This is a genomic window from Micromonospora sp. CA-248212 (assembly GCF_050948405.1).
Lineage (GTDB): Bacteria > Actinomycetota > Actinomycetes > Mycobacteriales > Micromonosporaceae > Micromonospora.
Map to the genome: position 1 here is coordinate 5,257,998 of NZ_CP192023.1, position 25,317 is coordinate 5,283,314.

The window sequence follows — 25,317 nt, forward strand, 5'->3', positions numbered from 1 at the left end:
ACCACAACCACGCGCGGTCACACCGGGGCCGCCCGCGCCGAGCGCCAACCGTGCCACACCCGCCCACACCAAGCGCCAACCGTGCCACACCCGCCCACGCCGCTCGTGACCGTGTCGGTCGTGCGTGGGCGGGCCCGGCTGTCACTTCACGCCGGCGGCGTCCATCCCGCGTAGCTCCTTCTTCAGGTCGGCGACCTCGTCGCGGATCCGCGCCGCCAGCTCGAACTGCAGCTCACGGGCGGCGGCCAGCATCTGGTCGTTGAGCTCCTGGATGAGCTGGGCGAGGTCGGCGCGGGCCATCCCCTCCCGCGACGTGGTGGCGGCGGTCGACCGGCTGCGACTGCGCGTCTCCTTGACCGGCGCCTTACCCCGGGAAAGCTGGCGGACCGCACCGCCGACCCGGGAGCTCTCGGTGTCCTCCGCCTCGCGGTAGATGTCGTCCAGGATGTCGTGGATCTTCTTGCGCAGCGGCTCCGGACTGATGCCGTGCGCCTCGTTGTGCGCGATCTGCTTGGCGCGACGCCGGTCGGTCTCGTCGATCGCCGCCGCCATCGACGGCGTGATCTTATCGGCGTACATGTGCACCTGGCCCGAGACGTTACGGGCGGCCCGCCCGATGGTCTGGATCAGGGACCGGCCGCTGCGCAGGAAGCCCTCCTTGTCGGCGTCGAGGATCGCCACCAGTGACACCTCGGGCAGGTCCAGACCCTCACGGAGCAGGTTGATGCCGACGAGCACGTCGTACTCACCCTTGCGCAGCTCACGCAGCAGCTCGACCCGGCGCAGCGTGTCGACCTCGGAGTGCAGGTAACGCACCCGGACGCCGTTCTCCAGCAGGTAGTCCGACAGGTCCTCGGCCATCTTCTTGGTCAGCGTCGTGACGAGCACCCGCTCGTCCCGGTCGGTCCGCAGCTTGATCTCGTGCATGAGGTCGTCGATCTGGCCCTTGGTCGGCTTGATCACGACCTCCGGATCGACCAGACCGGTGGGGCGGATGACCTGCTCGACGAACTCGCCCTGGGCCTGCTCCAACTCCCACGTGCCCGGGGTCGCGGAGAGGCAGACCATCTGGCCGACCCGCTCCAGGAACTCGTCGAACCGCAGCGGCCGGTTGTCGGCCGCGCTGGGCAGCCGGAACCCGTGGTCGATGAGCATCCGCTTACGGGAGGCGTCACCCTCGTACATGCTGCCGATCTGCGGGATCGTCACGTGCGACTCGTCGACCACGGTGAGGAAGTCGTCCGGGAAGTAGTCGAGCAGGCAGTGCGGTGGGCTGCCGGGCAGCCGCCCGTCCATGTGCATCGAGTAGTTCTCAATGCCGGAGCAGAAGCCCACCTGGCGCATCATCTCGATGTCGTACGTCGTGCGCATCCGCAGTCGCTGCGCCTCCAGCAGCTTGCCCTGGCGCTCCAGCTCGGCCAGCCGCTCGGCCAGCTCCGCCTCGATGTCGCGGATGGCCCGCTCCATCCGCTCCGGGCCCGCCGCGTAGTGCGTCGCCGGGAAGATCACCAACTGGTCGACCTCGCGGACCACGTCACCGGTCAGCGGGTTGAGGTAGTAGAGCTTCTCCACCTCGTCGCCGAACAGCTCGATGCGGACCGCCAACTCCTCGTACGCCGGGATGATCTCCAATGTGTCACCGCGGACCCGGAACGTGCCTCGCTGGAAGGCCATGTCGTTGCGCGTGTACTGGATGTCGACGAGCCGGCGCAGCAACTGGTCGCGGTCGAGATCCTGACCGACCTTCACCTTCACCGCCCGGTCCAGGTACTCCTCCGGGGTGCCCAGGCCGTAGATCGCCGAGACGGTGGCGACCACGATCACGTCACGCCGGGTGAGCAGCGACATCGTCGCCGAGTGCCGCAGTCGCTCGACCTCCTCGTTGATCGAGGAGTCCTTCTCGATGTAGGTGTCGGTCTGCGGGATGTACGCCTCGGGCTGGTAGTAGTCGTAGTACGACACGAAGTACTCGACCGCGTTGTGCGGCATCAGCTCGCTGAACTCCTTGGCGAGCTGCGCGCAGAGCGTCTTGTTCGGGGCGAGCACCAAAGTCGGGCGCTGCAGCCGCTCGATGAGCCACGCGGTGGTGGCGCTCTTGCCGGTGCCGGTCGCGCCGAGGAGCACCGAGGTCCGGTCGCCGCGCCGCACCCGGCGCTCAAGGTCGTCGATGGCGGCCGGCTGGTCGCCGGCCGGCTGGTATTCGCTGACGACCTGGAAGCGGCCGTCGAGCCGAGGAATGTCGAGCGCCATGACATCAACGGTACGCCGAAGGTCCGACATGTTCGGCCGTCGCGCAGGGTACGTGATCGGCTTCAATATTCCCATTGTGTGGCCCATGTCACCGGGACTACCCTCTTCGTGTAGGCCGCTCGCGGCGGCCGACCGGGCCGGTGGCCAGGCCGTCACATCACGGCCGGCCGCCCCCGGCACAGCGGTCGCAGCACCCGGCTCGTCCGGCGTGCGCACCCGTGTGGTCGCGCTCACGGCGCAGACCGGCCGCCGCGAGCGCCCCTGCTCCGCACTCCGGGCTCGTCACCCGATGCCGTCCCACCCGTTTCACATCCGTGGACACCTCTGGAGCCCCGGCGCCCTCCCCCGACACCACCCGGGCCGGCGCCCCGGACCGCAGGGCTCGGCACGGCGTCAGGGACGGCCGGCCCAGCCGTGCCGAGGTCAGGGACCGGAGCACCCCCGTGCCCGATACCGGCCGCGGCGTCGGGTCGGCCCGGGCCAGGCGACGCCGGCGTACGCTGCTGCTCCTGCTCGCCCTGACCGCCGTGACGTCGGCGGCGGCGCTGGTGCTCGGGCTGCTGAGTTGGGCGCCCGACCCACCCGCGCCGGCCCGGCCGCTGACCGTCGCCGAGGCCGAGCGGCTGGCCGCCATGCGGGTCACCAACCTGCGGGACCTGCGCGCCGGTGTGCGCGTCACCGCCGGCGAGGGCGCCGCCCGTACCGAGCTGGTGGGCTGGGTGGACTGGTCGCGTTCCCTGCTCTACCTGGACGTCGGCGGGCCGGGGGCGGGCGCCGACCGGGGCCTGGTGCAGAGCGCCGGCCCGGTCCTGGTGGTCCGGCCGGACCCGACGGCCGTACCCACCCCGGCCGCGCCTCCGCTGGTGCCGCCGACGGACCGCTGGCGGCTGCGTCACCTGACACCCGGCACGCGCCTGGCGTCGGTCCTCGACCTGCTCCTCGGCCTCGCCGCCGACCGCCCGGACCCGATCCCGACCGCCGGTGACGCGCGCTGGATCGCCCAGGAGGTGGTCACGGCCGGGACGCTGGACGTCCTCCAGGCGTCGCTGGGCGCCGCGACGCCCACCGCCGCCAGCACCGCGGCAACCGCCAGCACCGCGGCAACCGCCAGCACCGCGGCAACCGCCAGCACCGCGGCAACCGCCAGCATCGCGGCAGCCGCCAGCATCGCGGCCGGCACGCCGGCGGCCGGCAGCCCCGAGGCCCGGTACTGGCTCGACCGGGACGGCCGACTGCACAAGCTGGTGACACGTCTACCCGGCGTCGGACCGCTCACGGTGCTCCTCGACCGGATCGACCGTCCCACGCTGCATCCGGTGGACGCGCTCGGCGGCCGACCCGGCCTGCCCCGGGCGCTCACGGAGACCGAGCAGCGGAGGTGGAACGCGCTGCCGGCCCGGCTGCGCGGCCAGGGCGGCGCCACGCTGACGCTGGCCGCGCCGGTGGGCGTCGAGGTCAACCTGCGGGGCGCCGGTTGGCTGGGCTGGTCCGCCCGTACCGCCTACCTGGCGGTCGCCGACCTGGGCGTACCCGATCGCCGGACCCTCCTGCACCGCGACGCCGCCGGCCTGTCCCGTACCGACGTGCCCGCCGACGCCGGTGGCGGTGGCACGGCCGAGACGCCCGGTCGGCCGCCGTTCCCGGTCCCCGCCGGCACGTGGCGGACCACCCGGTCCGCCCGCGACGACCTGGACCTGCTGGTCGACGCCGCGGTGGCCGCCGCCGACCCGGCGGCCCGGCGTGGCGCCCCCGTGCGCCTCCGTGAGGACCTCGCCGACGGGCGGACGGTGGACGTCGTGGAGTTCCGCAGCGGCGCCGCGCGGCTGCGCTACTGGATCGACCGGGACGGGTTGCTGCGCCGGGTGGAGCTGCTCACCGGCCCCGGCGCGTGGGCACAGCTGGACCTCTCTCCCGCCGTGGTGCCCCGCCTCCCGCCGCCACCGCGCGCCACCGGTCGACCGCCCGCAACACGCTGACCAGGGGTCAGGGCCGCCAGTCGGTCTGCGCGGCCCACCGCTCGGCCCGCAGGTGCTCCTCGTCGAACCAGGGGTCGCGGGCCGTGCCGGAGTCACCGACGTGCGGCGCCGCGTCCACCAGATCGCGCTTGAGCAGCAGGTACGCCGCCCGTCGATCCGGGTCGGCGCGCAGGTGGTCCCGCACCAGCAACGCGTACCGCCAGCCGGGCGAGTCCGCCGCCCGTACGTGCAGCCGCACCGGGCGACCTGGGTCGGCGCTGCCGTGCAGCCGCTTCTCCCACCGCCCCCGGCCGGCCGGACGCGGATCGTCCCACCAGTGCCCCGGGACCCGGGGAACCCCGCGCCCGCCAGCCGCTCGGCCAGCGGCCCGTCGGCGTCCGCGAGGCTGGGCACGGCGAGCTGCACGTCGATGACGTCGGCGGCGGCCAGGCCGGGCACCGCCGTCGCGCCGATGTGGTCGATCCGCAGGTCCGCCGGGGCGACCGCGTGGCGGATCCGGGCGGCCAACCGCGCGTACTGCTCGGGCCAGCTCGCGTCGGCCTCCGCCGCGTCGCCGCCGCTGCCGCAGATTGTGCTCGTAGGGTCGCAGCCGCTGCCGCCACAGCGTGTCCACGGCGTCGTGCAGCGCCGCCAGACTGCCGTCGTTGGTCACCACCACGTCGGCGACCGCCCGCCGGCGATCGTCGTCGGCCTGCGCGGCGATCCGCCGCTCGGCCTCCGCGCGGGTCATGCCCCGGTCGCGCGTCAGTCGCTCCAGCCGGGTCCGCACGGCCGTCTGCACCACGACCACCAGGTGGTACGTCGGCGCGAGCCCCACCTCCACCAGCAGCGGTACGTCGTTGACGACGATCGCGTCCGGCGCCGCCGCCGCGACCAGCTCGGCGGTACGCGCCCGTACCCGCGGGTGGGTGATCGCCTCCAGCCGGCGGCGGGCGGCCTCGTCGGAGAACACCAGCGCGCCCAGCGCGGCGCGGTCCAGCGCGCCGTCGGCGTCCAGTACCCCGGCGGAGAAGGCGGTGACGATCTCCGCGAGGCCCTCGGTGCCCGGCGCGACGACCTCCCGGGCGACCTGGTCGGCATCGACGAGCACCGCGCCCAACTCCACCAACCGCGCGGCCACCGCGCTCTTGCCCGACCCGATCCCGCCGGTCAAACCCACCCTCAGCACCAGGACAGTCAACCGGATCGCGGGCCACCGGCCAAACAGGCCCGTCCCGCCCGGTGCCGCCGCACACCCCGGGCCAGACCCCGCGCCGCTCGCGAGAGCGCGGCGCCACGTGCGACACGGCCGGTGGGTACGACGAAGGCCCCGCCTCCGGCGATCCGAGGATCGCGGGAGACGGGGCCTGCCGTCGTTCAGCGGGTCACTTACCGCCGGCGAGCTTCTCCCGCAGAGCGGCGAGCGCCTCGTCGGTGGCCAGGGTGCCGGCCGGCTCCTCGTTCTGCCGGCTCGGGGCCGGGCTGGACGAGGAGGTGGTGCCGCCAGTGGCAGCCGGGACGGCGGGGGCCGGGTTGGCAGCGGCCTCGGCGTCGGCGGCGCGAGAGGTCTGCACCTGCTTGGTGTGGGCCTCCCAACGCTGACGGGCCTCGGCGTACTGGTTCTCCCAGGTCTCGCGCTGCTTGTCGTACCCCTCGAGCCACTCGCCCGTCTCCGGGTCGAAGCCCTCCGGGTAGATGTAGTTGCCCTCGGTGTCGTACGTCGCGGCCATGCCGTAGAGGGTCGGGTCGAAGTGCTCCTCGCCCTCGACGAAGCCCTCGTTGGCCTGCTTGAGCGACAGGGAGATCCGGCGACGCTCGAGGTCGATGTCGATGACCTTGACCATGACCTCGGAGCCGACCTGGACGACCTGCTCCGGGATCTCCACGTGGCGCTCGGCCAGCTCGGAGATGTGGACCAGGCCCTCGATGCCGTCGTCCACCCGGACGAAGGCACCGAACGGAACCAGCTTGGTGACCTTACCCGGCACGATCTGCTGGATCGCGTGGGTGCGGGCGAACTGCCGCCACGGGTCCTCCTGCGTCGCCTTCAGCGACAGGGAGACACGCTCGCGGTCCAGGTCGACGTCCAGGACCTCGACCTCGACCTCCTGGCCCACCTCGACGACCTCGGACGGGTGGTCGATGTGCTTCCAGGACAGCTCGGAGACGTGCACCAGACCGTCGACGCCGCCGAGGTCCACGAAAGCGCCGAAGTTGACGATCGAGGACACGACGCCCTTGCGGACCTGGCCCTTCTGCAGCTTGTTGAGGAACTCGGTACGCACCTCGGACTGCGTCTGCTCGAGCCAGGCACGGCGGGACAGCACCACGTTGTTGCGGTTCTTGTCCAGCTCGATGATCTTGGCTTCGAGCTCACGCCCGACGTACGGCTGCAGGTCACGCACGCGCCGCATCTCGACCAGGGACGCGGGCAGGAAGCCGCGCAGGCCGATGTCGAGGATGAGACCACCCTTGACGACCTCGATGACAGAGCCGCGGACGACGCCGTCCTCGTCCTTGATCTTCTCGATCGTGCCCCAGGCCCGCTCGTACTGCGCCCGCTTCTTGGAGAGGATCAGACGCCCCTCCTTGTCCTCCTTCTGGAGGACCAGGGCCTCGATGTGGTCGCCAACCGTCACAACCTCGGCGGGGTCCACGTCGTGCTTGATCGACAACTCACGAGAGGGGATGACACCCTCGGTCTTGTAGCCGATGTCGAGCAGGACCTCGTCCCGATCGACCTTGACGACGGTGCCTTCGACAATGTCGCCGTCGTTGAAGTACTTGATGGTCTCGTCGATCGCGGCGAGGAAAGCCTCCTCGGAACCGAGATCGTCGTGGGTGACCCGGGTGGCGCTCGAGGGGGCCTCGATGCTGCTCGTCATGTGGGCGGTTGCTCCGGTCGGTGGGTTGTCACAGCAGGCTGGTGTGTCGCAGTGACCTGTTCGCGCCAGCGGATCCGCCGCCGGGCACACCGAACGATCGCCTAGTGAGATCATGATGTGGCTCCGACGACCGCGCACCTGCTCCCTGCCGAGGCAACGCGATCCGCGAGCGCATCGTCTAGCCTACCGTGCGCATTACCACAGCGTGCAAGCCCTCCCGCCTCCTCGCCGCGCGATGACCTGCGAAAGCCGAACAATCGCCCGGAAATGACCCCTGCTGTCTCGTAGGTCACAGCGGACCCAGCCGTCGGCTGGTCGGACCCGGTTTGACCGACTCGGCTTCCTGGAAACCGGGCCATCCCGCCGCCCCGGAGACCCCGATTTCCCCGAAGCCGGACGCGCCGCCGTACCCAATGGGGTGGGTGGGGCCTAGCGTGAGCGGGTGGATGACGACAGCCGGGTGACCCGGCGCGGCGTGGGTGACGCCGAGGTCCGGCGGGCCAACCGTGGCTGGTGGGACACCGACGCCGACGACTACCAGGCCGAGCACGGCGCGTTCCTCGGCGACGTGGACTTCGTCTGGTGCCCGGAGGGGTTGCGCGAGGCGGACGCCCACCTCCTCGGCGACGTGTCGGGACGACGGGTGCTCGAGGTGGGTTGCGGCGCCGCCGCGGCCGCCCGCTGGCTCGCCACCCAGGGCGCGCGGCCGGTCGCCTTCGACCTGTCCGCCGGCATGTTGCGGCACGCCGCCAAGGCGGCCGAGGCCACCGGGGTACGCGTCCCGCTGGTGCAGGCCGACGCGCTCGCGCTGCCCTTCGCCGACCGGTCGTTCGACGTGGCCTGCACGGCGTTCGGGGCGATCCCGTTCGTGGACGATTCGGCGGCCCTGCTCGCCGAGGTGCACCGGGTGTTGCGTCCGGGCGGCCGGTGGGTGTTCTCGGTGACCCACCCGATGCGCTGGATCTTCCTCGACGACCCCGGCGAGGGCGGACTGAAGGCCGTGCACTCGTACTTCGACCGCTCCCCCTACGTCGAGCAGGACGAGAACGGCGTGGCGACCTACGTCGAGCAGCACCGGACCCTCGGTGACCGGATCCGGGAACTGGTCGGCGCGGGGTTCCGGCTGCTGGACCTCGTGGAGCCGGAGTGGCCGGAGGGACACGAGGGCATCTGGGGGCAGTGGAGCCCGCTGCGCGGGCGGCTCTTCCCCGGCACCGCCATCTTCGTCACCGAGAAGCCCGCGGGGTGAGCGCGTCGCACCCGCGGTCCGACCTGCAGTCCATCGATCGCCGGTAAGCTCGACCCCATGAGCGCCGAGCCGACATCACCTGGCCCCTGGTGTCCGGACCCGATGCGGCAACAGCGTGCCGACTACACGCTGGAGGACCTGCTCACCCTGCCGGACGACGCCCCCCGCGTCGAACTCGTCGCCGGAGTTATCCAGGTGACACCCTCCCCCACCCTGGGCCATCAGAACATCTCCAGCCTGCTGTGGCTCTGGCTACACAGCCACGCGCCGAAGCACCTCGGCGCCGCCCAGGCCATCGGTGTCAGGCTCAGCCACAACACGAGCCGACAGCCCGACGTGCTGTTGCACCGTGCCGGAGTGGCGTCCGCCCGTTCCATCCTGCGATCAGACGACGTCGTACTCGCCGTGGAGATCGTTTCGCCTGGCACCCGCCGCATCGACCGGTTCGCCAAGCCTGGTGAGTACGCCGCTGCCGGCATTCCCTTCTACTGGCGGATCGAGCAGGACCCGGTACACGTGTACGCGTACCGGGTCGGTCCGGGCGGTGAGCGGCAGTACGAGCTGGTCGCCGACGGTGCCGACGTGATCGAGCTGACCGAGCCGTTCGACATGAAGCTGTCGATCGCCGAGATCAGGCCGTAGCCGTTTCGCCCCGGCGGGGTCGGGTAGCCGGGGGCATGGCCGAACAGAGATTCCACCAGGGCGACCGTGTCTCCTGGTCGGCCCATGGCAGCCGCGCGTACGGCGTGGTGCAGGGCACGATCACCGAGCGGACGCGGATTCGCGGGCGGGCGGTGAGCGCGGCCCCCAACGACCCGCAGTACCGGGTCCGCAGTGACGGCACGGGCCGCGACGTGGCCCACCGCCCGGAGGCGCTGCGCCATGAGCAGAGCTGACGAGCAGGGCCGGGACACCTACCGGGAGTTCACCGACGCGGTGAACATGAAGCCCGGCGAGCTGTCGACGTGGCTGGAGACCGACGAGTCGAAGCAGGTCGGCTGGCACAAGGGTGGCCGTACCGGTGGCGGCGAGTCGGTCGGGCACGAGTCCGGCCGGAAGATCATCAACCTGCTCCGCCGCAAGCGCGCCGACCTCTCGGAGGCGGACTACAAGCACATGCGCAAGGTGGTCGGCTACGTCCGCCGGCACATGGCGCAGCGCCCGTCCGGCAACGTGCGCGACACGAAGTGGCGCTGGTCCCTGATGAACTGGGGCCACGACCCGATGAAATAGCGACCCCGACCGCCTCCCGCGGACTTCCTGCCACAGGATCCGCACCAGGCGCCGCCAGGATCCGCGCAACTTCGGCGACGTTGCTGCCTCAGACGTCCCGGATGCAGCACTTTCCCCGAAGTTGCGCGGATCATCGCGCATGCCCACCTCGTCGGGTGCGGGTGCCGCGAGAGCGGACGGGCAGCATGCAACCCGACGGGTATGGCTGCGAGAGAAGACGGACAACGACGGGACTACGCCGACCAGGTCGGGGGTTCCGGGGCAGCCCCACGGCGACCAGCGGACAACCGGAAGATCAGTGATCCGCGCTGTTCCAGTCCCGGCCCACGCCGACCGACACCTCCAGCGGCACCGACAGCGGGTACGCCCCGCCCATCTCGCGCCGTACCAGCGCCTCAAGGGCCTCCCGCTCACCGGGCGCGACCTCGAAGACCAGCTCGTCGTGCACCTGCAACAGCATCCGGGAGCGCAGACCGGCGTCGGCGAGCGCGGTGTCGACGTGCAGCATCGCCACCTTGATGATGTCGGCGGCTGATCCCTGGATGGGGGCGTTGAGCGCCATCCGCTCGGCGATGTCGCGGCGCTGCCGGTTGTCGCTCACCAGGTCGGGCAGGTAGCGGCGGCGGCCCAGGATGGTCGAGGTGTAACCGTCCTGGCGGGCCTTGCCGACCACCTGCTGCAGGTAGTCGCGCACCCCGCCGAAGCCCGCGAAGTAGTTCTCCATCAGCCCGCGCGCCTCTTCGGTGCCGATGCTGAGCTGCTGGGACAGGCCGAACGCGCTGAGCCCGTACGCCAGGCCGTAGTTCATCGCCTTGATCTTGCGCCGCTGGTCCGGCGTGACCTCGTCGACCGGCACGCCGAAGACCGACGAGGCGGTGGCGGCGTGGAAGTCGGCCCCGGAGTTGAACGCCTCGATGAGCGCGTCGTCCGAGGAGAGGTGCGCCATGATCCGCATTTCGATCTGGCTGTAGTCGGCGGTGAGCAGGCACTCGTACCCCGCGCCGACCACGAAGGCCCGGCGGATGCGTCGGCCCTCCTCGGTACGGATCGGGATGTTCTGCAGGTTGGGCTCGGTGGAGGAGAGCCGGCCGGTGGCCGCGACCGTCTGGTTGAAGGTGGTGTGGATCCGAGCGTCGTCGGAGACGGACTTGAGTAGACCGTCCACTGTCGACTTGAGCTTGGCGACGTCGCGGTGACGCAGCAGGTGGGCCAGCACCGGGTGCGGCTGCTGCGCGTAGAGCCACTGCAGGGCGTCGGCGTCGGTGGTGTAACCCGTCTTGATCTTCTTGGTCTTCGGCAGGCCCAGCTCGGTGAAGAGGATCTCCTGCAACTGCTTGGGCGAGCCGAGGTTGAACTCCCGGCCCACCGCCTCGTACGCGCCCTGGGCGGCGGCCTTCACCTCGGCGGCGAAGTGCGCCTCCAACTCGGAGAGGTAGTCGGTGTCGGCGGCGATGCCGGTGCGCTCCATGCCGGCGAGCACCCGCATCAGCGGCAGCTCCACCCCGGCCATCAGCCGCGCGGACTGCTCGCCGTCCCGGGACAGCTCGGCGTCGATGGAGTCGGCGAGGTCGAGGGTGGCGCGGGCCTGGAGCATGAGGTTCTGCTCGGCCACCCCCTCTTCGCCCAGCCCGTCGAGGGTGAGCTGGCCGGTCTCGGGCACGTCCACTCGCAGCTCGCGGTGCAGGTAGCGCAGGGCCAGGTCGGTCAGGTCGTAGGACCGTTGGTCGGGGCGGGCCAGGTACGCGGCGATCTGGGTGTCACGGGCGATGCCGGCCAGCTCCCAGCCGTGCGCGGCGCAGGCCAGCACCGCGGGCTTGCTGTCGTGCAGCACCTTGGGCCGCTGCGCGTCGGCGAGCCAGGACGCGAGGGCGCTCTCGTCGGCGGCGTCGAGCCGGCTGGGGTCGACCCAGGCGGCCGCGCCACCGGCGCTGGCCAGCGCGAGCCCGGTGATTGAGGCGGTGTGCCGGCGGTTGGGGCCGGTGTCGAGCTTGACCGCGAGCCCGACCGGGGTGCCGGTCGGTGCGTGGGCGTCCAGCCAGGCGGCGAGCGCGCCCGACTCGGTGAGCACCTCGCCGGTCAGGTCGAAGCCCGACTCGGCCTCCGGCTCGACGGCCTCCAGGTACTGGTAGAGGCGGTCGCGCAGGATGCGGAACTCGAGGGTGTCGAAGACCTGGTGCACCGCCTCCCGGTCCCACCCTGTCCAGCGGGTGTCCTCCGGGCGCAGCGGCAGCTCCAAATCGGAGACGAGCCGGTTGATCTCGTAGTTGCGGATCACGTCGGCGAGTCGCTCCCGCAGGCTGTCACCGGCCTTGCCCTTGATCTCGTCGGCGCGGGCGATCACGCCCTCCACCCCGCCGTACGTGGTGATCCACTTGGCGGCGGTCTTCGGGCCGACACCGGGCACGCCGGGCAGGTTGTCACTGGTCTCGCCGACCAGCGCGGCGAGGTCCCGATACTGCTGCGGGCCGACGCCGTACTTGGTCTCGATCGCGGCCGGGTCCATCCGGGCCAGGTCGGAGACGCCCTTGCGCGGGTAGAGGACGGTGATCTGGTCGTCGACCAGCTGGAACGCGTCCCGGTCACCGCTGCTGATCAGCACCGACATGTCCTGGTCGCGGGCCTGGCAGGCGAGCGTGGCGATGACGTCGTCGGCCTCGAAGCCCTCCTTCTCCACAACCGGGATCTGGAGGGCGGCCAGGACCTCCTTGACGAGGCTGACCTGGCCCTTGAAGTCGTTGGGGGTCTCGCTGCGGCCGGCCTTGTACTCCGCGTACTGCTCGGTGCGGAAGGACCGCCGGGAGACGTCGAACGCCACGACGATGTGGGTGGGCTGCTCGTCGCGCAGCACGTTGATCAGCATCGAGGTGAAGCCGTACACCGCGTTGGTCGGCTGACCCGTCGTGGTGGAGAAGTTCTCCACGGGCAGGGCGAAGAACGCCCGATATGCCATGGAATGTCCGTCGACGAGGAGCAGGCGCGGCGTCGTAGCTGTCACGGCAGCGACTCTAGTCCGTCGCACCGACAACCCTCGTCGTCGCCTCGCAGACGCGACGAAACGGCCGGCGATCGCCCGCCGGCCGTTTCGTCGTCGGTGACTCAGGCCACCCCGAGGTACGCCTCCTTGACCGCCGGGTCGTGCAGGAGTTCCTGGCCGGTGCCCTCTTTGACGATCCGGCCGGTCTCCAACACGTACCCCCGGTGGGCCCGGGACAGCGCCTGCTGCGCGTTCTGCTCGACCAGCAGGATCGTCGTGCCCTGCTCGTTGATCCGCGTGATGATCTCGAAGATCTGCTGGATCAGCTTGGGCGCCAGCCCCATCGACGGCTCGTCCAGCAGCAGCAGCTTCGGACGGGTCATCAACGCCCGACCCACCGCCAGCATCTGCTGTTCACCGCCGGAGAGCGTGCCACCGGCCTGCTTGCGACGCTCGTGCAGCCGCGGGAACAGCTCGAACACCATCGCCAGGTCCTTGGCGATGTCGGCCCGGTCCTTGCGGGTGTAGGCCCCCATCTCCAGGTTCTCCAGCACGGTCATACCGGGGAAGACGCCGCGCCCCTCGGGCGACTGCCCGATCCCCCGGATCACCCGCAGGTCGGCGCGCAGCCGGCTGACATCGGCGCCGTCGAACTTGATGCTGCCGCCGGAGATGGCGTGCAGCCCGGAGATCGCCTTCATCGTCGTGGTCTTGCCGGCGCCGTTCGCACCGATCAGCGCCACGATCTCGCCCTGGTCGACGTGCAGGCTGATGCCGTGCAGCGCCTCGATACGGCCGTAGAGCAGCTTCAGGTTGTCGATCTCAAGCAGCATCCTCGACACCTCCCAGGTACGCGGCGATCACCTTCGGGTCGTCGCGCACCTCGGCCGGCGACCCCTCGGCGATCTTCTGCCCGAACTCCAGCACCACCAGCCGGTCCACCACGCCCATGACCAGTCGCATGTCGTGCTCGATCAGCAGGACGGTGACGCCCGAGTCGCGGATCTTGCGGATCAGCTGGAGCAGGGCCACCTTCTCCGCCGGGTTGAACCCGGCGGCCGGCTCGTCCAGGCAGAGCAGCGTGGGATCGGTCGCCAGCGCTCGGGCGATCTCCAGCCGACGCTGGTCACCGTACGACAGGTTACGGGCCAGGTCGCCGGAGCGACCCTGGATGCCGACGAAGTCCAGCAGCTCAAGGGCCTTGGCCTTGCCCTGCCGCTCCTCCCGCCAGTGCCGCGGCAACCGCAGCAGGGCGCTCGGCACGCTGGTCCTGTGGTTGGCGTCCGCGCCGACCTGCACGTTCTCCAGCGCCGTCATCTCCGGGAAGAGACGGATGTTCTGGAAGGTACGCGCGATCCCGAGCTTGGTGATCTGGAACCGCTTACGGCCACTGACCTTCTCGCCCCGGAACCGGATCTGGCCGGTCGTCGGGGTGTAGACGCCCGTCATCGCGTTGAAGCAGGTCGTCTTGCCCGCGCCGTTCGGCCCGATCAGCCCGAGGATCTCCCCCTCGTAGAGGGTGAAGTTGACGTCGTTGAGGGCAACCACGCCACCGAACCGCAGCGTGACATGGTCGACCTCCAGCAGCGGCTTGCGGCCGTCGACCGGGGTGGCCGGCTCGCTGACGGCCTCGTCCGGCGTCGACGAGGTCTCCGCCGGGCTGCCCACCGTCGTCCGCGCGTCGATCGCCATGTCACGCTCGCTGGTGACGTCGCGCTCGCTACCCATCCGTGGCTCACTCAACGACAGCCACCTCCTTCTGCCGGTCCTTGAGCTCGGCGGCACGCCGCCGGTTCGGCCACAGACCCTGCGGGCGGAAGATCATCACGATGATCAGCAGGACCCCGAAGATGAAGTACCGCAACGACGTCGGGCTGACGTCGAAGTCGTTGCCGAAGACGGTGGCCGTCTCCGGCAGACCGAAGACGTCACCCACCGACCGCAGCCACTCCGGAATGTAGATGACCAGGAAGCCGCCGAGGATCGCGCCACCGATGCTGCCGGCGCCACCGAGCAGCACCGCCGCCAACACCAGAATCGAATTCTCCAGGGAGAACGTGGACGAGTTGACGAAGTTGGCCTGACCGGCCCACAACGTGCCGGACAGTCCGCCGACCGCCGCGCCGATCGCGAACGCCCACAGCTTGAACCGGAACGTCGGCACGCCCATCAGCTCCGCCGCGTCCTCGTCCTCACGGATCGCCACCCAGGCGCGACCCACCCGGCTGTTGGCCAGGTTCCGGATCAGGAAGACCGCACCGATGATCACGGTGAGCAGCAGCCAGTAGTACGGCTTGAACTCGAACTGGAAGATGGCCGTCCCGTCCGGGTACTTGCCCGGCGGGTGTCCCACCTGCGGGATGCCCCGGTCGCCGTTCAGGACCCAGTCCTGGTTCTTGGCGACGATCCGGATCATCTCCGCGAAACCGAGGGTCACGATCGCCAGATAGTCACCCCGCAGCCGCAGCGTCGGAGCGCCGAGGAGCACACCGGACAACAGCGCCAGCGCGATCGCGATCGGCACCGTGACCAACCACGGCCACGGGCTCTCCAGCCAGTTGTACTCGGTGATGAGCTTGCTCTCCGGCGACGTCAACAACGCCACCGTGTACGCGCCGACGGCGAAGAAGCCGAAGAACCCCAGGTCCAGCAGACCCGCGTAGCCCACCACGACGTTGAGACCGAGCGACAGCAGCACGATCCACGCGCAGTAGAACAGCACCGCCGCCATGTCGTTGCGCGTGGTGTACAGCGGAATCCACAGACCCGGGATGTTCAGGTACTCGTAGAACCACTTGTTCGGCAGGATGTAGAGGAAGGCGAGGAAGGCCAGCAACCCGGTGATCCGGGCGGACTTCGGCAGCCCGTCGACCCGCCGACCGATGGCACTCGAAGCGGAGTGCCAGCGCTCTCGCAGAGCGGTCATGCCCGCGCCCTCCCCAACGACTCGCCCAGCAGGCCGGTCGGCCGGAACATCAGCAGGACGATCAGCACCACGAACGCGATGAGATCCCGCCACTGCGAGCCGAAGAGCGCCGACCCGTAGTTCTCGACCAGACCCAGCAGGATGCCGCCGATCGCCGCACCCCGCAGGTTGCCGATACCGCCCAGCACCGCGGCGGAGAACGCCTTGAGCCCGAGCAGGAAGCCGATGTTGTAGCGGGTGTTTCCGCTCTTCATGTCACTGAAGACGGCGGCGACGCCGGCCATCAGACCGCCCAGCACGAAGACCAACGCGATCACTCGGCTCTTGTTGACACCCATCAGCGCGGCGGTGTTGGCGTCCTGCGCCACGGCGCGGATGCCCTTGCCGAACCGGGTCTTGTTAACGAACCAGTCCAGCCCCACCATCATGATGATGGCCACGCTCAGCGTCAGCATCTGGACCGGCGTGACGCTCCAGCCACCGATCTTGAACAGCGTGTCGGCGGGCAGCAGGGCCGGGGCGCCGATCTGACGCCGCTGGGTCAGCGTTCCCATCAGCTCCATCAGCGCGTACGAGGCGCCGATGGCCGTGATCAGGAAGGCCAGCGGCGGCGCGTTACGCCGTCGCAGCGGCCGATATGCGGTAACCTCGATGAGCAGAGCGACACTGCCGGACAGCAGCGCCGCGACGACGATCGCCAGCGCGATCAGCAGCAGCGAGCGGCCTACCGACGGAGCGCCGCTGTTACTGTCGAGCCCGAAGGCCGCCCAGGTCCAGATGGCACCGAACGTGCCGATCATGAAGACCTCGGAGTGCGCGAAGTTGATCAGGCGGAGTACGCCGTAGACGAGGGTGTAGCCGAGGGCGATGAGCGCGTAGATCGCGCCTTGCACCAACCCGGTTGTGGTCAGTTCCGGGAAGCCCCGGACGAGTTCTGCAAAGTCCACCGATGCTCCGAAGGGTGTTGCGTTGAGCCAATGCGGCCGGGATTTCGCAACCCCGGCCGCATTGAGACAACTCTTATCGTCACGCCCTCAAACCTGTGACCCTGGCGGGGATCAGGCCTTCGGGATCTCCACGTCCGGAGCCCACGCGCCGGCCTTCGCCTTGAAGGCCCACACCTTGACCTGGGCCGGGTCCAGCTCGCCGGTCGGCTCCCACTTGTAGGTCACGCCAGAGGCGGAACCGGCCTTGTTGTAGGTCGAGAGGAAGGCCTGGATGTCGGCGCGGGTGGTCTTGCCGGCCTTGATCGCCTCAAGGTAGATGTTGGCCAGGTCGAACGAGACGTCGGCGTACACGCCCGGGTCCACGCTGTACTTGGCCTTGAAGTCGGTCACGAAGGTGCCCTTGGCAGCGGTCGCCGGGCCACACGGGCAGGTGGCGATGGTGCCCTCGACGTCCTTCTGACCGGCGACCGACAGCATGTTCGCGTCGTTGATGCCGTCACCACCGATGAACGTGCCGGTCCAGCCCGCAGCCCGCAGCTGCTTCAGGAACGGCGCCGCCTCCTCGGTGTAACCGCCGTAGAAGAGAACAGCGGCACCGCTGGTCTTGACCTTGGAGATCTGCGCACCGAACTCCTGCGCGTTGTCGACCACCTTGTCGGTGCCGATGACCACCGAGCCGAGGCCCTTCTTGACCTCGTCGGCCAGACCCGCGCCGTACGCCGACTGGTCGTCGATGACGAACGCCTTGTCAGACTTCAGCACGTTCTTGATGTAGCTGGCGACGGCCGGGCCCTGGGAGAAGTCGTTACCCACACCGCGGTGGAAGACCTTCCAGCCCTTCGTCGACAGGCTCGGTCGCGTGGCCGACGGGCTGATGACGGACAGACCCGCGGTGTCGAAGATCGGCAGCGCGACCTCGCTCTCACCGGAGAACGCCGGCCCGACCATCGCCACGATCTTCGTGTCGGCCGCCGCGCTGGTCGCGAGACCACCCGCGAGGTCGGCCTTGCCCTGCGAGTCGAACGCCTGAACGGTGACCTTGCAGTCCGCGTTCTCCGCGTTGTACTTCTCCACGGCCAGGTCGGCACCCTGCTTCATCGGGGTGACCAGGCCGGCGTCGGCGCCCGAGAGCGCCCCGAAGAAACCGATCTTGAGGTCGCACGCCTTGCTGGCGGAACCACCCGACGTGCCCTCGTCCTTCTTACACGCGCTGGCGCCGCCGGCAACAAGCGCCACGATGGCGACGCTGCCGAGGACGCGCACGAAGTTTTGCCTCAAGGCTGGAACCCTCCTCCGTCCAGAAGCCCGGTGGCGCCTCGTAGAACGCCAAGGCCACACCGGACCGGACCGTTCACCCGGTCTGGGGCGGGACGTTATCCCACAACCACTACTCCCCGTAAGGTGTCGTAGGCGGCGTTGACTCAACCGTTACCAGAAGCGGAAAAGCTCGCGTTTAGATGTCACATCGGCGCCTGTCGACAACTCGTCAAACGGGCCCAGAAGGCCCGAACCACACCCGCGCCGCCACCCCGTCGTCGACGGTGACCACCATCCGACCGTCCGCTGCCGCGACCGCCGCCGACGTGTCCCCACCAGCGGAAACGTGACCTGGCAGGGTCACCGGCACCCACGACGAGGCGTCCTCGGCGGACCGCCACAGCCGGTGCCCGTCGCTCGCCACCGTCATCGCCAGCACCACGCCGCCGTCGCCGGCAACCGCCTCCACCCCCGCCACCGCGCCCGCGCCCGTCGCCCCGAAATCCGCGACGGCCCGCCATTCTTCGGCGCCAACCGTCGCCCCAGGCGACCATTTCCAGGCCTGGAATGCGCTCCCCCGCACCCCCAGGGCGTACACCACGGCACCCACCCGGACGAGACGCTGCGCGACCTCGTCCGCACCCGTCGCCGGCAACGCCGTCCGCGTCCACGCCCGGCCGTCGGCCGACGACCAGACGTACGGATCACGGTCCGCCCGACCCGCCGGCCGACCCCCGCCCGCGACCAGCCAGCCATCGGGCGCCGCCACCACATCCGTGGCGATCGTCGTCAACCCCGCGTCACTGGCCAGCGCCGGAGCATCGTCGACCAGCGCGAAGTCGGTCGCGTCCGCGGAACGCCACACCGCCGCCCCACCCGTGCGGGCGCCCGCGATCAGCCACCCGCCAGCGCCACCCGCGATACGACTCGCGCTGACCGCCTCCGGTCCGCCGTACAGCTCGAACTCCGCCGGCACCTCGGACAGACCACCGTCGGCGTCCTGCCGCCACGTCCGCACCCGCGGATTGCCGTGCGCGCCACCCGACCGTGCCCCGATGACGGCGATCCGACCCTCGTGACAGCCGACCGCGTACATGATCGCGCGCTCGCCGTAGTAGCTGATCGGCCGCAACGGCAACGACGTCCACCCGCGACCGTCCACACTCCGCCAGGCGGCCGGCCGGGTTCCACCATCGGGCGCGCCCACCGCGCCGACGGCGTACCACCGACCCGCGCAGGCGGTCACATCACGTGCGATGAGCCGACCCGGCGCACCCGGGGGCACCGGCAGATCGGCCATCTCCCACCGTGGACGCACCGGTTCGGGGAGCCGCCCGTCGTCGGCGGCCCGGCAGCCGGCGAGCAGTGTGACGACAACCCCGACCACCGCGACCGTACGCCGGACCGACACGCAACTGATGCTATCGATCCGATCACCCGCCGCCGAGGGTCGACCAGGGTTCAGACGGACGGTTGCTGCGCCACCTCGCCGCCGGCGGTCTCCGCGAGGATCCGCTCGGCGACCTCCTTCATGGTCATCCGGTGGTCCATGGCCGTGCGCTGGATCCACTTGAACGCCTGCGGCTCGGTCATCCCGTACGTCGTCATCAGCGCGCCCTTGGCGCGCTCCACCGTCTTGCGGATCTCCAGGCGGTCGGTCAGGCTCGCGACCTCGGCCTCCAGGGCCGCGACCTCCGAATACCGCGACAACGCGATCTCCACCGCCGGGACCAGGTCACTCTTCTGGAAAGGCTTCACGAGGTACGCCATCGCGCCCGCCGCCCGCGCCCGCTCCACCAGATCCCGCTGGCTGAACGCGGTGAGGATGATCACCGGAGCGATCCGCGCGCCCGCGATCCGCTCGGCGGCGGCCAGCCCGTCCATGATCGGCATCTTGATGTCGAGAATGACGAGGTCGGGCTTCAGCTCCTCGGCGAGGCGCACGGCGGTCTCGCCGTCGCCGGCCTCCCCCACCACCTCGTAGCCCTCTTCGACCAGCATCTCGGCGAGGTCCAGCCGGATCAGCGCCTCGTCCTCGGCGATCAGTACGCGCCTGCGCTCGGCATCCGTCGGCGTCTCAGCCACCAGCCCTACCCCCACCAGTTAGAACCCGACACCCGCCCAGCCGGGTGTCACCGCTCTCAGCGTAGTGGGTATCCTGTCAGGGCCGAATCAGGGAAGCGTCCCCGTATTCCAACTGGCAGAGAAACGGAGCTCAAACCTCCGACAGTGTGGGTTCGAATCCCACCGGGGGCACCAAATTGTCGTACGGGTGTTCGAGAATCCTCTCGTGCACCCACCTGAGATTCGCGCACGAGCACGGCAGATGTTCCTCGCCGGCAGCACGGTTGCCGACACCGCCCGCGCGACCGGAGTGCCGTACCGGACAGTCTGGCACTGGTGTACCGATCGCCCGGAGGCTCGCCTCCGAGGCACGCAGCTTCGGTGCTTCCGCTGTCGCGACGGTGTCGACAGTCCGACAGACCCCGCCGCCTACGTCTACCTGCTCGGCCTCTACCTGGGCGACGGCCATCTGGCCGTCTCACCGAAGGTGCCGGTACTACGAATCGCCTGCACGGCTAGCTATCCACACCTCGTCGACGCGTGCGAGTCAGCCATGCTCTCCGTGCTCGCGTCACGCGTACAGCGAGTCCCCAAGCAGGGCTGCGTCTCGGTCGAGAGCAGCGGCATGCACTGGCCGTGTCTGTTTCCGCAGCACGGTCCCGGCAAGAAGCACGAGCGACCGATCGTTCTGGCCGACTGGCAACTGTCGCTCGTCGAGAGCCACCCCGGCGACTTCCTGCGCGGTCTGTTCCACTCCGACGGCTGCCGGTTCGCCAACCGGGTGACCGTGCGGGGCAGGGACTACGTCTACCCGCGCTACATGTTCGTCAACGAGTCGACCGACATCATGGGGCTCTGCCAGTGGAGTCTGGACCTGCTCGGTATCGCCTGGCGGATGAACCGCCGCAACTGCCTGTCGGTGGCGCGGCGCGACGCCGTCGCCACCCTCGACCGACACGTCGGCCCGAAGTCCTGACCACGGTCACGCGCGGGCCATGGCCGGTGCGCCGATGAAGTCCATAATCGCCTTGTTGACCTCGTCGGCGTGGGTCCACGGGATGCCGTGCGGGGCGCCCTTGAGGGTGACGAGTGTGCCGTCGGGCAGCATCGGGGCGAGCCGTTGGCCGGTCACCGGGTAGGGCAGCACGGCGTCCTGGTCGCCCTGGACGATGAGGATCGGCACGTCGAGTCGGGGCACGTCGGCGCGGAAGTCGGTGGGAATGACGTCGATGCACTGGTACATGGCGCGGGCGGAGGCCAGCGCGCCGATGGCCCAGTGCGCCTTGAACGCTTCCTCGCTGACCTGCTTGCCCCTGGTCTGCTCGTAGTTGAAGAAGCTGGTGCAGAAGGCGGTGAGGAAGGCGAACCGGTCGGCCACGACGGCCTGCTTGAAGCCGTCGAAGACGCTGCCGTCGACGCCGTCGGGGTTGTCCGCGGTCTTGAGCAGGAACGGCGCGAGCGGGGCGAGCAGGATTGCCCGGCTGACCCGGTCGGAGCCGTACCTGCTGAGGTAGCGGGTCACCTCGCCGGTGCCCATGGAGTGGCCGGCGAGGATGGTGTCGCGCAGGTCCAGCTCGGTCATGAGGGTGTCGAGGTCGGCCGCGAGGGTGTCGTAGTCGTACCCGGTGTCGGGTTGGCTGGAGGCCCCGAATCCGCGACGGTCGTAGGTGATGACCCGGTAGCCGGCCTGGAGCAGGGGGTCGGCGAGCTTCTCCATGGTGGCGCCGTTGAAGGGGAAGCCGTGGATGAGCACGACGGGTTGGCCGGAGCCGTGGTCCTCGTAGTAGATATCGATGGCGGCGTTGTTTTCGGTGCCCACGGTGATGAACGGCATGTTCGTCCCCCTTGAGTCGGTTCGGCGTTGTCGGCCGCAGTGGGTTTCCCCGGGCCTTGACGGTCATGCCGATCGTGGGAGCCTGTGGCGGGACCGATGACAGGGGTGGATCTGATGCGGGTGGTCATCTTCGGTGCGACCGGCATGGTCGGTCAGGGCGTGTTGCGCGAGTGCCTGCTCGCCGAGGACGTGCGGGAGGTGCTCACCATCGGTCGCCGGCCGACCGGTCAGCGGGACCCGAAGCTGCGGGAGTTGACCGTCGCCGACGTCGGTGACCTGGAGTCGGTACGGGCGGAGCTGACCGGCGTCGACGCCTGCTTCTACTGCCTCGGTGTGTCGTCGCTGGGTCTGGACGAGGCGGCGTACACCCGGATCAGCTACGACTTCCCGATGGCTGCGGCGCGACTGTTGGCCGAGGTGAGCCCGCAGGTCACGTTCGTCTACGTCTCCGGCGTCGGCACCGACTCGACCGGTCAGGGTCGGGTGATGTGGGCGCGGGTGAAGGGCCGCACCGAGAACGCGGTCATGGACCTGCTGCCCAACGGGTACGCGGCGCGGCCGGGGTTCATCCAGCCGACGTACGGGGCGGTGTCGCGGACCCGGGCCTACCGGATCGGGTACGCGGTCACGCGTCCGCTGTTCCCGGTGTTGCGGGGGCTGCTGCCGAACCACGTGACGACCACCGACGGGATCGGCCGGGCGATGTTGCGGGTGGCGCGGGAGGGCGCGCCGACGCGGGTGTTGGGCAACCGCGAGCTGCGCTGATCAGACGATCGTGCCGAGCGCCTGGGCGAGGTCGGCGCGCAGGTCCTCGGGGTCTTCCAGGCCGACGGAGAGGCGCAGCAGCGCGCCGGTGGGCTTCGCGTCGCCCTCGACGGGTCGGTGGGTGAGCGACGCGGGGTGCTGGATGAGGGTGTCGACGCCGCCGAGGGACACGGCGTGGGTGATGAGCCGGCAGGAGGCGGCGACGGTGGCGGCGGCGGACGCGCCGCCGCGTACCTCGAAGGCGAGGAGGCTGCCGGGTCCGGACATCTGCCGGCCGACGAGCGCCGCCGGGTCGTACACCGAGGGGTGGTGCACCCGGTGTACGCCGGGGTGGTCGGCGAGCCAGCCGGCGAGTTTCTCGGCGGTGGCCTGTTGGGCGCGGACCCGCAGCGGGAGTGTCTGCAGGCCGCGGTGCAGGAGGTAGCCGCCGAGGGGGTGCAGGATCGCGCCGGTGACGGCGCGGACCTGGCGCAGGCGCGCCGCCCAGGCCTCGTCGCAGGCGACGACGCCGGCGAGGACGTCGCCGTGCCCGCCGATGCTCTTGGTGGCGCTGTGCAGGACGAGGGCGGCGCCGTGGCGGGCGGGTTGTTGCAGGACGGGGGTGGCGACGGTGTTGTCGACGAGCAGGGGCACGTCGCCGGCCGCCGCGGCGAGGGCGGCGATGTCGACGAGGTCGAGGGTGGGGTTGGCCGGTGTCTCGATGACGACCATCGCGGTGTCGGGGCGGAGGGCGGTGGCGACCTCGTCGGGGTGGGCCCAGGTGACGGTGGTGCCGAGCAGACCGGTGGCGAGGACGTGGTCGGTGCCGCCGTAGAGCGGGCGGACGGCGACGATGTGGCGGTGGCCGTCGCGGGTGGCGGCGAGCAGGGTGGCGGTGAGGGCGGCCATGCCGCTGGCGAAGGCGACGGCCTGTTCGGTGCCTTCGAGGGTGGCGAGGGCGGTTTCGAAGCGGGCGACGGTGGGGTTCCAGAGCCGCTGGTAGACGGCGCTGGCGTCGGCGGGCAGGGTGCCGCCGGTCGCGAGGTGCTCGTAGGCGTTGCCGCCGTCGTCGACCGACGGCAGTGGGTTGGTGGTGGAGAGGTCGATCGGTGGTACGTGCACGCCGAGCGTGCGCAGGTCGTCGCGGCCGGCGTGTACGGCTCGGGTGTCCACCGTCGTCATGCGGGTAGGGTCGAACATCTGCCAACCTGGGTGCAACAGTTTGGTAGATGATTCTGTTGAGAGCCCTGGTTTTGGCCGGTGGTTCGGAGGACGATGCTCGGATGCCCTCTGAGTCGAACGATGTACGGCCGTATCCGGCCCTGGACGAGGTGGACCGCGCGATCCTCGCCGAGTTGGTGGCGGACGGCCGGTTGCCGAACAACGCGCTCGCCGAGCGGGTGGGGGTGGCGCCGTCGACGTGTCTGACGCGTACCCGGGCGTTGCGCGAGCGTGGGGCGATCCGGGGCTTCCACGCGGAGGTGGATCCGGCGGCGTTGGGCCTGCCGTTGCAGGCGCTGGTGTCGGTGCGGTTGACGGCGCACGAGCGGGCGGCGGTGGACGCGTTCCGGGCGCGGTCGGTGCGGCTGCCCGGGGTGGTGTCGGTGTTCCACGTGGCGGGCGCGGAGGACTACGTGCTGCACGTGCGGGCCGCGTCGGGTGACGCGTTGCGGGACTTCGTGCTGGACCAACTGGCGGTCGATCCGGTGGTGCAGCACACGCAGACCAGCCTGATCTTCGAGCAGGCGCGTGGGGTGGGCTGAGCGGCCGTCGGAATGAACGGGCAGGCCGGGGAGTTGGCACTGCGTGTGATCACCGTACCGTTGTCTGTTCTTGATCTTGCCCCGGTCGCCAAGGGCGCCACCGCCGGCGCGGCCTTGCAGGCCACCACCGAGCTGGCCCGACGCACCGAGGAGCTGGGCTATCACCGCTTCTGGGTGGCCGAGCACCACAACATGCCGGCGATCGCCAGCTCCGCGCCGGCGGTCCTGCTGGCGCACCTGGCGGCGAACACGTCGACCATCCGGCTGGGTTCCGGTGGGGTGATGCTGCCGAATCACGCGCCGCTGGTGGTGGCCGAGCAGTTCGGCACCCTGGAGGCGCTGCACCCGGGCCGGATCGACCTGGGCATCGGCCGGGCCCCGGGCACCGACCAGGTGACCGCGCTGGCGTTGCGCCGCACCATGGAGGGCCTGTCGGCGGAGGGTTTCCCGCGTGAGCTGGCCGATCTGATGAACTACTTCAGCGGTGAGAAGCCGGGGCAGATCATCGCCACCCCCGGTCGCGGCGAGCAGCCGGCCGTCTGGCTGCTCGGTTCCAGCGGCTTCAGCGCCCAGCTGGCCGGCCTGCTGGGTCTGCCGTTCTCGTTCGCGCACCACTTCAGCGCGGCGAACACGCTGCCGGCGCTGGCGCTGTACCGGCAGAACTTCCGGCCGTCGCAGTGGCTGGACAAGCCGTACGCGATGGTGGCCGTCAACGCGGTCTGCGCCGACACCGACGAGCGGGCCGAGTGGCTGGCCGCGCCGAGCGCGCTGTCGTTCCTGAAGCTGCGCTCCGGTCGGCCGGAGCCGTTGTCGACGCCGGACGAGGCGGCGGCGTACCCGTACACGGAGTTCGAGCGGGAGTTCGTGCTGCAACGGCGCGAGGGTCAGGCGATGGGCTCGCCGGAGACGGTGCGGCGGCAGCTCACCGAGTTGCAGGAGCGCACCGGCGCGGACGAGCTGATGCTCACCACGCTCGTGTACGACGTGGCCGACCGGGTGCGGTCGTACGAGTTGATCGCCGAGAAGGTGGCCGGGGGCCTGCGCCGGGACGCGTGAAACACGATCTTCACGTCAGCGTCACTCCCGCGACCCGGACGGCGCCTAATGTTGGTGCCGGTGGTGGTACGGCATTCCCGGTCGGGACGGGTCGGGAATGCCGCGGTGTGGAGCACCGGGCTGTAGCTGTGCGGATTCCGCGGCTGCGGCCCGGTGCCTGCCACCTTAGGCGAACTCGAT

At 70.3% G+C, this 25,317-nt stretch carries 21 protein-coding genes, 1 tRNA gene and 3 pseudogenes; 10 read left to right on the forward strand and 15 right to left on the reverse strand.

The annotated features are described in order from the left end of the window. Window positions 1-141 precede the first annotated feature (141 nt). The gene (gene uvrB, locus ACQP03_RS24585) at window positions 142-2,250 is read right to left on the reverse strand and encodes an excinuclease ABC subunit UvrB (protein WP_357170808.1); all 2,109 of its coding nucleotides are present in this window, start codon (window positions 2,248-2,250) and stop codon (window positions 142-144) included. A 443-nt stretch (window positions 2,251-2,693) separates the two neighbouring features. On the opposite strand from uvrB, the gene ACQP03_RS24590 reads away from it, so the two are divergent. Next, the gene (locus ACQP03_RS24590; RefSeq protein ID WP_357392798.1) at window positions 2,694-4,226 is read left to right on the forward strand and encodes a hypothetical protein; all 1,533 of its coding nucleotides are present in this window, start codon (window positions 2,694-2,696) and stop codon (window positions 4,224-4,226) included. A 7-nt stretch (window positions 4,227-4,233) separates the two neighbouring features. Here the strand turns inward: ACQP03_RS24590 and ACQP03_RS24595 are convergent, their stop codons facing one another. From ACQP03_RS24595 to rpsA, 4 genes and pseudogenes are all read right to left on the reverse strand, one after another. After that, window positions 4,234-4,464, reverse strand: coding sequence for a GrpB family protein (locus ACQP03_RS24595; RefSeq protein WP_433461212.1), 231 nt, complete (start codon window positions 4,462-4,464; stop codon window positions 4,234-4,236). A gap of 152 nt (window positions 4,465-4,616) precedes the next feature. Beyond that, a pseudogene (locus ACQP03_RS24600) lies at window positions 4,617-4,733 on the reverse strand (GrpB family protein); the annotation flags it as partial. Window positions 4,734-4,824: 91 nt separating this feature from the next. After that, window positions 4,825-5,394 (reverse strand): annotated as a pseudogene (gene coaE, locus ACQP03_RS24605) (dephospho-CoA kinase); the annotation flags it as partial. Window positions 5,395-5,590: 196 nt separating this feature from the next. Continuing rightward, on the reverse strand, window positions 5,591-7,090 hold the full coding sequence (gene rpsA, locus ACQP03_RS24610) for a 30S ribosomal protein S1 (protein WP_357127222.1): 1,500 nt from the start codon (window positions 7,088-7,090) through the stop codon (window positions 5,591-5,593). 442 nt (window positions 7,091-7,532) lie between these two features. On the opposite strand from rpsA, the gene ACQP03_RS24615 reads away from it, so the two are divergent. The 4 genes and pseudogenes from ACQP03_RS24615 to ACQP03_RS24630 all read left to right on the forward strand — a co-directional run. Beyond that, window positions 7,533-8,339 (forward strand): class I SAM-dependent methyltransferase, encoded by an 807-nt coding sequence (locus ACQP03_RS24615; protein ID WP_357127219.1) that lies wholly within the window; start codon window positions 7,533-7,535, stop codon window positions 8,337-8,339. A gap of 102 nt (window positions 8,340-8,441) precedes the next feature. Then, window positions 8,442-8,981, forward strand: coding sequence for a Uma2 family endonuclease (locus ACQP03_RS24620; protein ID WP_357127216.1), 540 nt, complete (start codon window positions 8,442-8,444; stop codon window positions 8,979-8,981). A 35-nt stretch (window positions 8,982-9,016) separates the two neighbouring features. Beyond that, window positions 9,017-9,235 (forward strand): DUF2945 domain-containing protein, encoded by a 219-nt coding sequence (locus tag ACQP03_RS24625; protein WP_357127213.1) that lies wholly within the window; start codon window positions 9,017-9,019, stop codon window positions 9,233-9,235. 46 nt (window positions 9,236-9,281) lie between these two features. Next, window positions 9,282-9,569 (forward strand): annotated as a pseudogene (locus ACQP03_RS24630) (DUF3140 domain-containing protein); the annotation flags it as partial. A gap of 298 nt (window positions 9,570-9,867) precedes the next feature. On the opposite strand, the gene polA reads toward ACQP03_RS24630, so the two are convergent. The 8 genes from polA to ACQP03_RS24670 all read right to left on the reverse strand — a co-directional run bounded on the left by polA (window position 9,868) and on the right by ACQP03_RS24670 (window position 19,761). Further along, on the reverse strand, window positions 9,868-12,567 hold the full coding sequence (gene polA / locus ACQP03_RS24635; protein WP_433458650.1) for a DNA polymerase I: 2,700 nt from the start codon (window positions 12,565-12,567) through the stop codon (window positions 9,868-9,870). A 101-nt stretch (window positions 12,568-12,668) separates the two neighbouring features. Beyond that, entirely contained in the window at window positions 12,669-13,379 is a 711-nt protein-coding gene (locus ACQP03_RS24640) for an ABC transporter ATP-binding protein (protein WP_357127204.1), read from the reverse strand. Beyond that, window positions 13,369-14,238 (reverse strand): ABC transporter ATP-binding protein, encoded by an 870-nt coding sequence (locus ACQP03_RS24645; protein WP_396832920.1) that lies wholly within the window; start codon window positions 14,236-14,238, stop codon window positions 13,369-13,371. Before ACQP03_RS24645 ends, ACQP03_RS24640 begins: the two co-directional genes overlap by 11 nt. Window positions 14,239-14,281: 43 nt before the next feature. After that, window positions 14,282-15,472, reverse strand: a complete 1,191-nt coding sequence (locus ACQP03_RS24650) for a branched-chain amino acid ABC transporter permease (RefSeq protein WP_357127198.1) — start codon at window positions 15,470-15,472, stop codon at window positions 14,282-14,284. Then, window positions 15,469-16,419: a branched-chain amino acid ABC transporter permease gene (locus tag ACQP03_RS24655; RefSeq protein ID WP_357127195.1), complete on the reverse strand. Its 951-nt coding sequence runs from the start codon at window positions 16,417-16,419 to the stop codon at window positions 15,469-15,471. Before ACQP03_RS24655 ends, ACQP03_RS24650 begins: the two co-directional genes overlap by 4 nt. 111 nt (window positions 16,420-16,530) lie before the next feature. Then, complete coding sequence (locus ACQP03_RS24660; RefSeq protein WP_357127192.1) at window positions 16,531-17,697, reverse strand: branched-chain amino acid ABC transporter substrate-binding protein; 1,167 nt, start codon at window positions 17,695-17,697, stop codon at window positions 16,531-16,533. A 208-nt stretch (window positions 17,698-17,905) separates the two neighbouring features. Further along, complete coding sequence (locus ACQP03_RS24665; protein WP_357392797.1) at window positions 17,906-19,087, reverse strand: hypothetical protein; 1,182 nt, start codon at window positions 19,085-19,087, stop codon at window positions 17,906-17,908. 50 nt (window positions 19,088-19,137) lie between these two features. Then, window positions 19,138-19,761 carry an ANTAR domain-containing response regulator gene (locus tag ACQP03_RS24670; protein ID WP_355049623.1) on the reverse strand — a complete coding sequence of 208 codons (624 nt, stop codon included), beginning with the start codon at window positions 19,759-19,761 and terminating at the stop codon, window positions 19,138-19,140. A 97-nt stretch (window positions 19,762-19,858) separates the two neighbouring features. Between ACQP03_RS24670 and ACQP03_RS24675 the strand changes: the two genes are divergently transcribed. Both ACQP03_RS24675 and ACQP03_RS24680 read left to right on the forward strand, forming a co-directional pair. Beyond that, window positions 19,859-19,935 (forward strand) — tRNA-Leu (locus tag ACQP03_RS24675). A 31-nt stretch (window positions 19,936-19,966) separates the two neighbouring features. Beyond that, window positions 19,967-20,716: a helix-turn-helix domain-containing protein gene (locus ACQP03_RS24680; RefSeq protein WP_357127185.1), complete on the forward strand. Its 750-nt coding sequence runs from the start codon at window positions 19,967-19,969 to the stop codon at window positions 20,714-20,716. Between the two features lie 6 nt (window positions 20,717-20,722). Here the strand turns inward: ACQP03_RS24680 and ACQP03_RS24685 are convergent, their stop codons facing one another. After that, entirely contained in the window at window positions 20,723-21,574 is an 852-nt protein-coding gene (locus ACQP03_RS24685) for an alpha/beta fold hydrolase (protein WP_357392796.1), read from the reverse strand. Between the two features lie 96 nt (window positions 21,575-21,670). Between ACQP03_RS24685 and ACQP03_RS24690 the strand changes: the two genes are divergently transcribed. Further along, window positions 21,671-22,339: an NAD-dependent epimerase/dehydratase family protein gene (locus ACQP03_RS24690; RefSeq protein ID WP_357127179.1), complete on the forward strand. Its 669-nt coding sequence runs from the start codon at window positions 21,671-21,673 to the stop codon at window positions 22,337-22,339. On the opposite strand, the gene ACQP03_RS24695 is transcribed toward ACQP03_RS24690, so the two are convergent. Then, entirely contained in the window at window positions 22,340-23,518 is a 1,179-nt protein-coding gene (locus tag ACQP03_RS24695) for a trans-sulfuration enzyme family protein (protein WP_357392795.1), read from the reverse strand. An 83-nt stretch (window positions 23,519-23,601) separates the two neighbouring features. On the opposite strand from ACQP03_RS24695, the gene ACQP03_RS24700 reads away from it, so the two are divergent. Both ACQP03_RS24700 and ACQP03_RS24705 read left to right on the forward strand, forming a co-directional pair. Continuing rightward, entirely contained in the window at window positions 23,602-24,081 is a 480-nt protein-coding gene (locus ACQP03_RS24700) for an Lrp/AsnC family transcriptional regulator (protein WP_357127173.1), read from the forward strand. A gap of 33 nt (window positions 24,082-24,114) precedes the next feature. After that, complete coding sequence (locus tag ACQP03_RS24705) at window positions 24,115-25,137, forward strand: LLM class flavin-dependent oxidoreductase (protein ID WP_357127170.1); 1,023 nt, start codon at window positions 24,115-24,117, stop codon at window positions 25,135-25,137. Window positions 25,138-25,317: the final 180 nt, after the last annotated feature.

Bases quoted from the DNA above. Each gene is read 5' to 3' on its own strand.
- uvrB (WP_357170808.1), bottom strand. From the start codon at position 2,250: ATGGCGCTCGACATTCCTCGGCTCGACGGCCGCTTCCAGGTCGTCAGC.
- rpsA (WP_357127222.1), bottom strand. From the start codon at position 7,090: ATGACGAGCAGCATCGAGGCCCCCTCGAGCGCCACCCGGGTCACCCAC.
- ACQP03_RS24620 (WP_357127216.1), top strand. From the start codon at position 8,442: ATGCGGCAACAGCGTGCCGACTACACGCTGGAGGACCTGCTCACCCTG.
- ACQP03_RS24625 (WP_357127213.1), top strand. From the start codon at position 9,017: ATGGCCGAACAGAGATTCCACCAGGGCGACCGTGTCTCCTGGTCGGCC.
- ACQP03_RS24640 (WP_357127204.1), bottom strand. From the start codon at position 13,379: ATGCTGCTTGAGATCGACAACCTGAAGCTGCTCTACGGCCGTATCGAG.
- ACQP03_RS24645 (WP_396832920.1), bottom strand. From the start codon at position 14,238: ATGGCGATCGACGCGCGGACGACGGTGGGCAGCCCGGCGGAGACCTCG.
- ACQP03_RS24650 (WP_357127198.1), bottom strand. From the start codon at position 15,472: ATGACCGCTCTGCGAGAGCGCTGGCACTCCGCTTCGAGTGCCATCGGT.
- ACQP03_RS24685 (WP_357392796.1), bottom strand. From the start codon at position 21,574: ATGCCGTTCATCACCGTGGGCACCGAAAACAACGCCGCCATCGATATC.
- ACQP03_RS24690 (WP_357127179.1), top strand. From the start codon at position 21,671: ATGACAGGGGTGGATCTGATGCGGGTGGTCATCTTCGGTGCGACCGGC.
- ACQP03_RS24695 (WP_357392795.1), bottom strand. From the start codon at position 23,518: ATGTTCGACCCTACCCGCATGACGACGGTGGACACCCGAGCCGTACAC.
- ACQP03_RS24700 (WP_357127173.1), top strand. From the start codon at position 23,602: ATGCCCTCTGAGTCGAACGATGTACGGCCGTATCCGGCCCTGGACGAG.